We start from the raw sequence: 12,173 nt of genomic DNA, 5'->3' as shown, positions 1-12,173 counted from the left end.
TGATAGATAATACGCCATTTCTTCATGCTGATTTACTGGCGAGCCCCAGCACTACTGTTGAGGACCGGATACAAGGTCACTGAAAGTGAGCAGTTAGCCTCTGCAATTAAACGAATGGATTCAGCAGTGAGTGCGTAAGGATAGGCCCATGTATCACCACATTCAAAGCCAAGATCGAATTCTCGTAGGTAGCAATTGTCCCATTGTCGTTTAGCCTGAGCTGATAGCTGTGGGAGGACTGCCAGTATGGCCTGAATCGCAAGATCAGCGCAGGAGTCTCCGCTCAGGTTACTTTCTATCGTGGCGTGCCAATGTTCATTGTCAGCTTGGATGTGATTCAAAATACAGCAAGTCTTCTCGAACTCATGGCATAGCATTGTAAGTCGTTCATGGGACCGAAGCTCAAGGTCAGTATTTAAATATTGTGTTTTTTGCTGCATGTTACGACGGTTCTGCTCTCATATTTCAAATTGTTCGACATGACACAACTAGATCGCAATGGATATTCATGATGAGACTCAACGTTGGTATTGATGATCTGACAGGGCAAGAAATTGCCAATTTTCTCCAAGAGCATTTTGATGAGATGCATGCTATCACACCTCCTGAGAGTACTCATGCCCTTGATCTTGATGCGTTGCGTTTGCCCAATATTACATTCTGGTCAGCTTGGGTAGGAGATGAATTGCTCGGATGTGGAGCGTTAAAGGAACTAGACGAGTCAACGGGAGAAATTAAATCCATGCGCACTGCCAAAGCACATCGTGGTAAAGGCATTGCCTCCCAGATGCTAGAGCATCTTATCCAAGCAGCCAAAAGACGTAGCTATCAGTACCTGTATTTGGAAACAGGGGTTTTGCCCGAGTTCTTGCCTGCACGAGCCTTGTACATCAAGTATGGATTTGAATACTGTGGTCCTTTTGAGCAATATGTAGCGGATCCAAACAGTGTCTTTATGTCGAAAACTCTATAAGACAAATTTAAAGATGGGTGGATACAGTGCCCGTGGATAGTTAATGGTCTGTGTCTACTATTCCATGGTGGTTTATCAACCAGTCAATAACGCGAAGTGCTTCAGCTGCATGGGTAGACCAATGATGATGAAATAAAAAATGCCATTCCCAAATGATTGTTTGACGCTGACTATCAGTCGTGGTGTTCCAGTGCAGTAAACCAGACTTTAAATCTCGCCAAATATCGGCTAGATCGTCTGACAAGGTTTGACATACAGGCTCGTCAGGCTCAAGCTCTCCAGGATCAAATATATGCCAGTAATAATTGTACTGATCAAATGTTGCTCCCAGAGATCTGTCGATCTTTGACCATTCTTCGTGAGGAATATCACGGTTAACAATTTCCTCAGTGGTTTCAATGTGAGGTAATGCAAGTGCTGTCAGATAGATTCGGCCAACCTGATAGCGAGCACGGTGAATGAATTGATCAATGGTGTATTGTTCGCATGATTCGATCAGCAAACAATAGTCGGCAGCAGCTTGGATAAATGAGGCAATAGGGGCAGCTACGCCAGATAATTTCAATCCACTTGATTCTAAATTGCTTGAATCCATTCTCGGATTTCGTATTCTGTCCAAATGCCGTTTTTCCAGTAAGGATCGGACTCAACCAGATTGCGGACTGTAGCCTCGTCTTCAGCTTCATAGATGCCAAATACCATTTTGGTGTCTTTGGTCGGACCAATGGTAACCAGTGTACCTGCTGCTTTCTGGGCATTCAGGCCGTCTAAATGATCTTGGCGATAGGGTGCTCGCTTTTCTAACACGCCTTCGCAGTAGCTGCCCCACATTACATACTTCGCCATTTTGATGTTCTTCTCTAAAACTCTAGTGGTGATTATAGCGGGCGACCCGTATTTTCTGAGTCTTTTTGACTGAGGCTGTTGAACCCCCCTTAATTTTTGTACAATGCCCATCAGAACGTATGGGAATCTTGCATGGCATTAAGTGAGTTTCAGGTTTGCGATCGCGACCTCAGTACCGCCTTTCTTCAGGACTATCTCCAGGCAGATCGGATTGCGGTAGATACCGAAACCATGGGATTGAAGCCCCATCGTGATCGCCTCTGTCTGGTACAGATTTGCAATCCTGAAGGCCAAGTCACCGTGGTACGCATTGCCCAGGGACAAATGGATGCGCCCAACCTCAAGCAACTGATGGAAGCGGACAAAGTCCTCAAGGTCTTTCACTTTGCCCGTTTTGATATCGCCACGCTGCTGCATCACCTTGATATTGAAACCATGCCGATCTTTTGTACCAAGATTGCCAGTAAGCTAGTGCGCACCTATAGCCCTCGCCATGGCCTCAAAGAGCTAGTCCGAGAGTTAGTGGGTGAAGAACTCGACAAGTCGGCTCAAAGCTCTGACTGGGGGAATGCAGAGAACCTTTCAGAAGAGCAGTTGAACTATGCATCGAATGATGTCCGTTACCTGTTATCTGCTCAGGCAACCCTCGTGAAGATGCTAGAGCGGGAAGACCGCCTCGAATTAGCCATGGCTTGCTTCCAGTGTCTACCCACCATCGTCACCCTTGACCTAATGCATTTTGACAATATTTTTGAGCATTAAGCCCTTGTGTATCTCCAGCAGCTTCACCTGATCCAATTTCGCAACTATGTCGCCCAGCAGGTTGAGTTCTCTGCTCCCAAAACCATTTTGGTGGGGCCAAATGCCCAGGGAAAGTCCAACCTATTAGAAGCAGTAGAGCTGCTCTCAACTTTAAAATCTCATCGGGTCAGCCGCGATCGCGACTTAGTTAAAGACGGTGAATCCCTCAGCCAAGTAACGGCGACCCTCCAACGAGAAAGTGGCCCTCTCGATTTGAGTTTGACTCTACGGGCCAATGGCCGTCGCACGGTTTCGGTTAATAGTGAAACGATTCGTCGCCAGCTCGATTTTTTGGGGCACCTCAATATAGTCCAGTTCTCCAGCCTTGATATGGATCTGGTGCGGGGAGGGCCAGGAGAGCGTCGGAATTGGCTAGATGCGGTGCTGGTGCAGTTGGAACCTGTCTATGCCCATTTGCTGCAGCAATATCAGCAGGTCCTCAAGCAGCGCAACGCCTACCTCAAACATCATCGTTCTGACGATGCCCCTCAGGTTGATCCTCAACAGCTAGTTCTGTGGAATCAGCAGTTAGCGGCGAGTGGTTCACGGGTGATTCAGCGGCGTCAGCGGATGTTGATGCGATTAGTTCCCCTAGCGGGTCACTGGCACCAAACTATTAGTGGTCACCAAGAACAGCTGGAAATCCTCTACACCCCTAACGTTAGCTACGATCCGCAATTTCCTGAGCAGCTCTATCCCCAGTTCCTTAGCCAACTGGAGGAAAAGTCGATGCTGGAGCAATTGCAAGGTCTATCCCTGGTTGGTCCCCATCGGGATGAAGTGACGCTCCTGATTAATGGCACCCCCGCCCGCCAGTATGGGTCCCAAGGTCAGCAGCGCACGTTAGTATTGGCTCTGAAGTTAGCGGAACTGAAGCTGATTGAGGAAGTAGTCGGTGAAGCCCCCTTACTGCTTCTAGATGATGTGCTGGCAGAGCTAGATCTCAATCGCCAAAACCAGCTTTTAGATGCGATTCAGACCCGCTTTCAAACCCTGATTACGACCACCCATCTAGGTGCTTTTGATGCCAAATGGTTAGACTCTGCCCAAATATTGACGGTGAAAGCAGGGCAGGTCCAGTTTTCAACCTAGCGCTATTCTGTAACTAGCACTGTTAGCGATGCTCTCAAGATGGTTCAAGTTCCCTCTAAAATCCTGACACTGGAAGAATTCCTAAGGTTACCGGAGACTAAACCGGCCAGTGAGTATATTGAAGGGCAGATCCTGCAGAAGCCAATGCCCCAAGGAAAACATAGCCGCATCCAAGGTGAGCTATTAGCTGCGATTAATGCGGTGGTTAAGCCGGAACGAGTTGCTTGTGCTTTTTCCGAGCTACGCTGCACTTTTGGCGGACGATCAACGGTTCCTGATATTGCAGTTTTTCTTTGGGACCGAATTCCTTGCGATGACAGTGGAGAAGTTGCCAATGTTTTTTCACTTGCACCTGATTGGACGATTGAAATTTTATCGCCTGATCAAAGCCATACCCGTGTGACGAAGAACATTATGCATTGCCTTCAGCATGGAACATCAGTGGGTTGGTTGATTGACCCTGATGAAAAAACGGTCTTTGTGTATCGTCCTAAGCAAGAGATAGAAATTTATGATGCAGCGAATGAAGTCTTGCTAGGACCTGATTTTGCTAGTGGTCTGCAATTATCAGTTGAGAACTTGTTTGCTTGGCTGAAGATCTAGCGATAGCTTCTCAAGTAAATGATTGATTTCTTGAGTTTGTATTTCAGACGTCTTTTAATGGTCTTTTCTTGAGATATAAAGATCATTCCATATTAAGATTTCAAATCCATAAACTAGACCTATAAACGCTGCTAAAATCATAGGCGGTAGGGCAAATCCATAAAACATGATCGGCACAATTTTAGTCACATAGCAAATGTAGGCAATCAATAAACAGAAGGCCCCTGTAATTAAAGAAAATATGGCTGTAATAATTATTACAAGAGCTAGACGTAGACAGATTTCAAGTAAGTCATAAAGAATTTGGCATATTGAGTCTTTCATAAAGACACTATCCATTACGGTAAAGTGAGACTTCAATCAGTCAAGCATGGGTCTAATTCACTAGAAGCCTATATTATTGAGCGGTAAATACGAATCTGTAGCCAACATCATAAAAGGTGTGTTGGCGGAGATATCCATGCTTTTGATCCCATATTCCGGTCTCTAAATCTTTGCGTAGGTTGGATAACCCCTGCTCTAATTCATTCTCATTGAGCTTGGCAAATGATGAAATTCCGTTGCGAATATTGTGCTTCAGATACAGCTCGGGGCGTGCCCAACCGACCGCAGCAAATGAGTCTGATAAATCATGGGGTAAAGGGAAAGGAACGATATTCACAGCCCTATCCTTAATGGTTGCCATCTCAGCCGTTAACGTTGTAATGGGTAAAAAAGTAGACTGAACATCGGCAATAAACGAAGGGAAATACTCGGTTAGCCAAAAACTAGAAATGAGGTCTGGATCGTAGGTAAAGATAACCATCTGCCCACTTCCAGTTACTCTGTGAATCTCTTGCAGCGCTTGCGAATAATCTGGGAAGTGGTGCAATGCCAAGATGATGATAGCTACATCTGCTGAATGAGAGGGCAATGACAGATGTTCAGCCTTCGCATCTATCCAGCGGACTGCCGGATGGGCAATCGCCTGATGTCGCATAACTGTAGATGGCTCAACGGCCAGAACTTGATATCCATGCTCGGCCAGATACAGTGCATAAGACCCTGTACCCGCACCAATATCTACAATCGTAGAAGCCTGAAACGGCTTCAAAATTTCTAACAGTTTTGCTGCGATGCGTGGATCACTCTGCCTGGTTTGGGCGTAGGTTTTCCCAATCGTGTCGTAAAGCATGATGCTCTCTACTCCACCTGCCGAATACTAAACACAGTACAGGATGCCTCCATCAGATAGGTGCATTAGTAAACATTCGATTCTTTACGTACAAGATTGTGGAAATTGGCATTTTATTTGGTTGCAGCCTCTTTCCCTTTCCACCTACAATCGACGGCGTAGCACTGCTTGCGATCGCTCATGTGTCAGTTATTAGGGATGAACTGTAATGGGCCAACGGATATTTGTTTTTCCTTTGAAGGGTTCTGCGCCCGAGGTGGCAAAACAGACGATCATAAAGATGGGTGGGGAATTGCCTTCTTTGAAGGGGCAGCCTGTCGGTTATTTTTAGATGACAAGCCTTCTGCAACCTCTGCCATTGCCAAACTTATTCGTGAATACCCGATTAAATCGACGAATGTTGTCGCTCATATTCGCAAAGCCACCATTGGTCCAGTGGGCCTAGAAAACTGTCATCCCTTTACGCGGGAACTGTGGGGGCGACATTGGGTATTTGCTCATAATGGGGACCTACCCACTCTGAAATCTGGAAGTTTAGGCACCTATCGCTCCGTGGGCCAAACGGATAGTGAACGAGCATTTTGCTTGATTATGAATCAGCTCAGAGATAAATTTCCCCAGGAGCAACCACCCATGGAGGAGCTGTTCCCCGTGTTGCAAGAGATGACTCAGGCCATCGCCAGTCATGGGATTTTCAACTATTTGCTCTCAGATGGAAAACACCTGTTTGTGCACTGTTCCACCAAGCTTTGCTATATCGTCCGCCAGTCCCCCTTTGCGGCAGCACACCTAATCGATGAAGATCTGACCGTTGATTTTCAAGAGTTAGCAACACCTTGCGATCGCGTTGCCATTATCGCTACTACTTGTCTAACGGATAACGAAACCTGGACCACCATTCAACCCGGAGAACTGCTGGTCTTTCAGGATGGCTTACCGCTGATTTTTCAGGATGACTGGGCTTGTAAGGTCAGTCGTTATTGAGAGGAAACTCCAAGCGTATTGCTGAAATCAGCTGCTCGAACTCAGAGAGTGTAATAGGCTGGCGGTGCTCCACACATAAAACAGCAGGTTGGAACGGTAGCTGCATCAGCCATGGCCTCAAGGAGAAATCAGGCGGGGTTGAATGGGGGCCTTTAAGCTGAAGCTCTTCTGTGGGAAAGGGCCAGTTGGGTAAGAAGGCTTCCAAGTCGTAGCCACTATCAAGAAGATGTCCAGTATCCAGCAGAGTGGTAAAGACCTCGGGTTCTGCTAAGGTGTCCACGAGCTGCCCGATTCGGTAGGGTTCGGTCATGGCTTCACACCGTCGCGGACTTAATGGCTCAATCATAATTTTGATGCCGAGGGCCTTGGCTTTAGCGGCGCAATGACTGAAAAAATCTAAGCAGCGCTCAAAGGGGGAATCAACCACATCACTACCAAATCCGCAGACGGTCACAATCCGAGGAACTTGGAGTTGAGCAGCAATCTCTAAAGTCTGGTGAACATGATGGAGGGCCTGCTGCCGATGCTGGGCATCTGGATGGAGGGGATGAACATCATGCATGGCATAGGCTTGGACTGCTGCGATCGGAATGTTGGCTTTGAGATAGGGTTCCCAGTCCAAATTCCCGGAGTTGGCAATCTCCAATGCAAGATGGTGTTGGGCTGCAAGCTGTAACCGTTCATCCAAGGATGAGGCTGGCAAAGAGCTTTCGTTGTAAGCCAAGATGGGCGGCATGGATTATTTTTTATGGGGTAGTGAAAGAAGTCGATTGGTTTCCACCTGCTGCTTTAGACCGATACATGGCAGTCTCAGTATGACCAAAAATCTGGCCGGGTTTCTCAAAGTGAGCCCCACTAAACTCAGTGCCAATACTGACATTTAGGGCAATTTCTTGTCCTTGAATGGGAAATGGCTGTTGAAGATTGACCAAAATTTCCTTGGCGAATTGATGGACCTGATTTGGATCAGACGGTTTATTAATCAGAATGGCAAATTGGTCTCCACCGATGCGGGCTAGCATATCATCTGGATGAGTGATGGCTTGTAGGCGCTTGGCCAGCTCCTGCAATAATTCATCGCCCACTTGATAGCCGAAAGATTGGTTGATCGTGCTGAAGCGATCGCAATCTAGATACAGCAACGCAAATTTGTATGCCTCATCCATCTTGGCTAGGAATAGTGACTGTTCTAGCCTGGTAAGCAATGAAGCTCGATTCGGAATTCCGGTAAGACTATCGATGCTACTCGTTTCTAAAATGCGGCTGTTGGCCAGATGGAGTTTTTGGTTTTGGTCAACCAACCACTCTTGCAGCTTGGCATTTAGGGCGACAACTTTTTCCTGGGCATCTTTCAGGGATAGCTGGTTATGGACTCTTGCTAGTACTTCTTCAAGTTGGAAAGGCTTAGTCAAATAATCTACGCCACCGACTTCAAATGCTTTGACTTTGTCTAAAGGGTCATCGAGAGCACTGAGGAAAATAATCGGAATATTAGCGGTTTGGGGATTTCGTTTGATCTGAGTGCAGACCTCATAGCCATTTAAGTCGGGCATGAGAATATCGAGCAAAATGAGATCAGGGGGAAGTGATTCCACAGATTGGATGGCCATCTCTCCACCGGTCGCTTTCCGGACGCTGTACCCTTGAATTGACAGCATATTGGAGAGTAACCGGAGGTTTTCTACGGTGTCGTCTACGATTAAAATTTCACTCGGTAAGACAGATGTGGCAGGACTAGCAATGCCTGAAATAGGATTGGCACGATATTCATCCATATTCTGGTCTAAATCGGTGTCGTGGGAGATCATGGGTGTGCCTTTTGTATGTGGAACGGGTGAATAGATTTAGGGCTGGGGAAACTTCGCTAATTGTGCCAATTGCTCAAATTGGTAATTCTCGACCAAGCAGGTCAAATCGTCAGCTATGGTCTGATGTTCAGGTGGGATTTGCTGGATCAATTTCAGCAGGAGAAGATCATTGCCCTGGTGGGCCCGCTGCCTGACTTCCTCAAGCCATGCAGTCGGCATTACCCTGAGTTGGTCTATGTTCAACTGCTCGGACCGAGTCGGCAACTCTTGTCCCTGGTCATCAGGATGTGAGTTGTGAACGACTGGAACATATTGCACTCCGAGATATTTTGTTATTTTTTCTAAAACCTCATTTTGCCGAAAAGGCTTGCGGACAAAATCATTACAGCCTGCCTCTAGAATCTTTTGCTTGTTCTCTTCAAACACACTTGCGGTCAAGGCGATAACAACCGTGTTTTGCCCTTGTGGAGTGGCTTTGATCAGTCGCGTGGCATGGCAGCCATCCATCTCTGGCATCTGCATATCCATCCAAATTAAATGGGGTTGCCAGGTTTCCCAGATGGTTATGGCAGCTTGACCATTGGACGCCTCTTGCACTGAGAAACCGATCAAACTCAGCAATTCTACCAAGGGTTTGCGGTTGGTTTGTTCATCATCAACGACTAATATGCGGAAATCCGGTTGATTGGGAGCCAAATTGACCGCCTGAAAGGTATGGTCATGGTCCTGATCTAACACTGTTTCATCAGCAATGGTTAAAGGAATATGGAAGGTAAAGGTCGAGCCTTGTCCTTCTTGACTGGTAACCGTGAGTTGTCCACCCATTAAAGTGACAAATTTTTGGCTAATACTGAGTCCTAGCCCAGTTCCTTCTCTAGATTGCAAGCCAATATTGCCCTGCTCAAAAGCATGAAATAGTTTATCTAAACTGGCCGCATCGATTCCGGGTCCGGTATCCGTGATGGTAAAAAACAGCGACTCTCTGGCTACAGAGATGCAAAGATTGATCTGCCCTTGCTGAGTAAATTTAATCGCATTACCCAGAATGTTAATCAAGACCTGGCGCAGCTTATTTTGATCGGCCTGAATATATCGAGGCACCAGGGATTGGCCTTGGAATGAAAGTTGAAGCTGCTTAAGAGAGGCTTTGAGACTAAACATCTCTTCTAATTCAGAGAGCAGGTTATATAGATCAAAACTTGACTGATTGAGGTACAGTTGTCCGGCCTCGATTTTAGACATCTCCAGCACATCATTAATTAAGGTGAGGAGGTGTTTTCCGCTGCGATTAATCGTTTTGACATACTGGGTATGTTGGGCAGATAACAGGGTAGAGTGTTGCATCAGTTGGGCATAGCCCAGGATGGCATTCAAGGGTGTGCGCAGTTCGTGACTCATGTGGCTCAAAAAGTTACTCTTCGCCCGACTGGCTCTTTCCGCTTCCTCTTTTGCTTTTTTTAGAGCCTTGGCCTGTTTTTGAGAATGGGCTAATAACTCTGCTTGCTGAACGGCAACCCCTAGCTGCGTGCCGACTTGCGTCATGATTTGAATCGCGGATGGGCTCCACAAGCAAGGCGCGGTATTTTGAGTGGCGATGAGCAGTCCCCATAGATGAGAGCCATCGACGATGGGAACGACCAGATAAGCTTGAATATTTAACCGCTCTAAAACTTTGAGTGTATAAGGATCAAAGCCAACCTCTTTGATATCTGTGATGGTTCGACAGGTTACATTCTGACTGTGTTTTCCCAAGGCAACATCATATTGATAATTCTGGCCAAGGATCTGTTTAAGCCCTGATGGTGGTGTAATATCTACCGTTCGTGATCCTGCCTTTTGGGCTTTCAGCGCGATAATTGAAGGGCTGTCCTGGCTCACGGATTCAGCGACTAATGTGCCAGTCCAATCGGATTTAAATTGGTAGACCAAGGTGCGATCGCAAGCAATAACGCGTCTTAATTCTTCGGTTGTATCGGCAAAAATGGTTTGTAATTCCAAAGTTTGCCGCATGCGTTGGATGATGCCAGAGAAGGCTTGTTCTCGTTCGGCAGATTTCTGTAACTCGGCAGTCCGTTGCTGAACCAAGATTTCTAACTGGTCGTTCATGGTTCGGAGCTCAACTTCTGCCCGTTGTCGTTCCTGAATTTCCTGCTCTAATCTTTGATTCGTGATCAATAATGCATTGGTTCGCTCTTCTACTCGTTGCTCGAGTTCAGTATTGACCTGGCGCAACTGGGCTGCTAATTGTTTGCGTTCAGTGATATCTCGCCAACTAGAACGGCTATGGAGAATATTGCCCTCTGAATCTCGAACGGCCCGTACATTGAGACTAACGTCTAGCTTGCTGCCATCTTGGCGGTTGAGCTGTAATTGAGCATCTTGGACTGTTCCGGTTTCAGCAAAAGTATTAAATGCTTTCTCTGCTTCAGGGTGGCAATCTGGGTGGTACAGAGAAAATATAGATCCATTGAGAATGTCTTCTTTATTCAAGTCCAAGGCATGGCATAACGTCTTATTGCATTGCAATACCTGATGAGATTGAGCATCTACAGATGCATACATATCAGGGGCGTTGTCATATAGATCTTGGTAGTTTGCCTCGGATGCTTTCAGCTGATTAAAAGCCAGTTCCAGTTGGGTCGTCCGTTCATGGACGAGTTGTTCTAACTGTTTATTTAATTGCTGTAAGGCTGCTTTAGCCTGCTTGCGTTGATTAATATTTTGGATTTGAGAAATAAAGTAGAGGGGTTGCCCCTCGTTATCCCGCACCAGAGAAACACTCAGTAAAATCCAGACTTCATGACCTTGTTTATGGATATATCGCTTCTCCATCTGGTAAGTGTCAATCTCACCTGCTAGCAGTTGCTCAACATAGGTCAGATCTGATGCCAAATCATCGGGGTGGGTGATTTCTTGAAAGGTCAATGCCAGCAATTCTGATTCTGAATAGCCGACAATGCTACAAACAGATGGATTTACTCTGAGCCAATGCCCTGTTGGCGAAACCAAAGCCATGCCAATGGCTGCATATTGAAAAGCGCCTAAAAATCGAGCTTCACTCTCCACTAAGGACTGTTCAATCTTTTGTTGCTGGCTGAGATCTTTGCCAATCCCTAAAAAACCAGTCAATTTGCCAGTCTCATCATGCACCGCAGTGACAGATAAGCGAACCGGAAAACGGCTCTGATCTTTACGGATATACGTCCAGATGTTTTCGTCAGCAATGCCCAATCGAGCTTTGGCCACAAAGACTTCAAACCCTGGTTCAAGGGTATATCCGAGTTCCTGGGAGAGCTGTTGAGCTTGTTGTTCAATTTCTTGAGGGTCATGGATGAGCGCGGGAGTCACTTTGCCGATGATCTCTTCAGGCTGATAGCCAAGGGTGCGCAGAGCCACTGCATTGAAAGTTTGAATAATCCCTGCAGGATCGGTCGCAATAATAATGAAGTCAGCACTGTCGAGAATGGCTTGTTGCCAAGCTATCGACTGTTGTAATTGAATCGTCACAGGCTTATTCGCAATATTGAGTTAATTTTCTCCTGCTATCAAGAAAATGATGTATTGCAGACATACTTAAATCAAAGAATTCCCAATTTAGAAGCCATTTAACCAAAAATTTCTGGAGAAATTATCTATGAAGCTCTAGCTTATTCAGCAAGAATGCTAATAGCTATTGATCTTGATGATTTTGAGGGTCTATTCCATTTCTTCTGCTTCTCACTCATCAAGGATTTGCCTGGACGCTATTCAGGTTCGATGGGGGCACTTTGTTGAGTGATAAGAAGCGGGATGCTCTCACTGAACGATTGCGGAGTGGGAACAATAGCTAGGTCTAGTTTTGCGTTAAGATCTAATTCCTTCAGATATACAACTTTAGATTTCAAGTCTCACA

12 protein-coding genes are annotated in these 12,173 nt (G+C 46.2%); 5 read left to right on the top strand and 7 right to left on the bottom strand.

What is annotated here, in order from left to right:
- Positions 1–32: 32 nt before the first annotated feature.
- Positions 33–440 carry a hypothetical protein gene (locus HRE53_RS06485; RefSeq protein WP_235109582.1) on the bottom strand — a complete coding sequence of 136 codons (408 nt, stop codon included), beginning with the start codon at positions 438–440 and terminating at the stop codon, positions 33–35.
- A gap of 68 nt (positions 441–508) precedes the next feature.
- Between HRE53_RS06485 and HRE53_RS06480 the strand changes: the two genes are divergently transcribed.
- A complete protein-coding gene (locus tag HRE53_RS06480; protein ID WP_235109581.1) occupies positions 509–973 on the top strand; it encodes a GNAT family N-acetyltransferase in 465 nt (154 codons plus the stop codon).
- A gap of 40 nt (positions 974–1,013) precedes the next feature.
- Here HRE53_RS06480 and HRE53_RS06475 read toward each other — a convergent pair whose 3' ends face one another.
- Together HRE53_RS06475 and HRE53_RS06470 are read right to left on the bottom strand one after the other, a co-directional pair.
- Positions 1,014–1,538: a DUF5063 domain-containing protein gene (locus HRE53_RS06475; RefSeq protein ID WP_235109579.1), complete on the bottom strand. Its 525-nt coding sequence runs from the start codon at positions 1,536–1,538 to the stop codon at positions 1,014–1,016.
- Between the two features lie 11 nt (positions 1,539–1,549).
- Positions 1,550–1,819 carry a YciI family protein gene (locus tag HRE53_RS06470; protein ID WP_235109577.1) on the bottom strand — a complete coding sequence of 90 codons (270 nt, stop codon included), beginning with the start codon at positions 1,817–1,819 and terminating at the stop codon, positions 1,550–1,552.
- 132 nt (positions 1,820–1,951) lie between these two features.
- Here HRE53_RS06470 and HRE53_RS06465 point away from each other — a divergent pair, with 132 nt between their 5' ends.
- Genes HRE53_RS06465 through HRE53_RS06455 form a run of 3 tightly spaced genes read left to right on the top strand, consistent with a single transcriptional unit; the run spans position 1,952 to position 4,315 of the window.
- Positions 1,952–2,581, top strand: a complete 630-nt coding sequence (locus tag HRE53_RS06465) for a ribonuclease H-like domain-containing protein (RefSeq protein WP_212662704.1) — start codon at positions 1,952–1,954, stop codon at positions 2,579–2,581.
- A gap of 6 nt (positions 2,582–2,587) precedes the next feature.
- Positions 2,588–3,712: a DNA replication/repair protein RecF gene (gene recF / locus HRE53_RS06460; protein ID WP_212662703.1), complete on the top strand. Its 1,125-nt coding sequence runs from the start codon at positions 2,588–2,590 to the stop codon at positions 3,710–3,712.
- A 39-nt stretch (positions 3,713–3,751) separates the two neighbouring features.
- A complete protein-coding gene (locus HRE53_RS06455; protein ID WP_235109576.1) occupies positions 3,752–4,315 on the top strand; it encodes a Uma2 family endonuclease in 564 nt (187 codons plus the stop codon).
- Between the two features lie 397 nt (positions 4,316–4,712).
- Here the strand turns inward: HRE53_RS06455 and HRE53_RS06450 are convergent, their stop codons facing one another.
- On the bottom strand, positions 4,713–5,489 hold the full coding sequence (locus HRE53_RS06450) for a class I SAM-dependent methyltransferase (protein ID WP_235109575.1): 777 nt from the start codon (positions 5,487–5,489) through the stop codon (positions 4,713–4,715).
- A gap of 180 nt (positions 5,490–5,669) precedes the next feature.
- Here HRE53_RS06450 and HRE53_RS06445 point away from each other — a divergent pair, with 180 nt between their 5' ends.
- Positions 5,670–6,473 (top strand): class II glutamine amidotransferase, encoded by an 804-nt coding sequence (locus tag HRE53_RS06445; RefSeq protein WP_235109574.1) that lies wholly within the window; start codon positions 5,670–5,672, stop codon positions 6,471–6,473.
- Here HRE53_RS06445 and HRE53_RS06440 read toward each other — a convergent pair.
- From HRE53_RS06440 to HRE53_RS06430, 3 genes are read right to left on the bottom strand one after another with little or no spacing between them, the layout of a single operon-like run.
- Positions 6,460–7,209 carry a sugar phosphate isomerase/epimerase gene (locus HRE53_RS06440; protein WP_235109573.1) on the bottom strand — a complete coding sequence of 250 codons (750 nt, stop codon included), beginning with the start codon at positions 7,207–7,209 and terminating at the stop codon, positions 6,460–6,462. The two genes, HRE53_RS06445 and HRE53_RS06440, sit on opposite strands and share 14 nt — an antisense overlap.
- 10 nt (positions 7,210–7,219) lie before the next feature.
- Entirely contained in the window at positions 7,220–8,281 is a 1,062-nt protein-coding gene (locus HRE53_RS06435) for a diguanylate cyclase domain-containing protein (RefSeq protein ID WP_235109572.1), read from the bottom strand.
- A 36-nt stretch (positions 8,282–8,317) separates the two neighbouring features.
- Positions 8,318–11,788: a PAS domain S-box protein gene (locus HRE53_RS06430; protein WP_235109570.1), complete on the bottom strand. Its 3,471-nt coding sequence runs from the start codon at positions 11,786–11,788 to the stop codon at positions 8,318–8,320.
- Positions 11,789–12,173: the final 385 nt, after the last annotated feature.

This window comes from Acaryochloris sp. 'Moss Beach' (assembly GCF_021497025.1).
Taxonomy (GTDB): domain Bacteria; phylum Cyanobacteriota; class Cyanobacteriia; order Thermosynechococcales; family Thermosynechococcaceae; genus Acaryochloris; species Acaryochloris marina_A.
The sequence above is the reverse complement of the archived record's forward strand: the minus strand, read 5'-3'. Positions and strand labels throughout refer to the sequence as shown.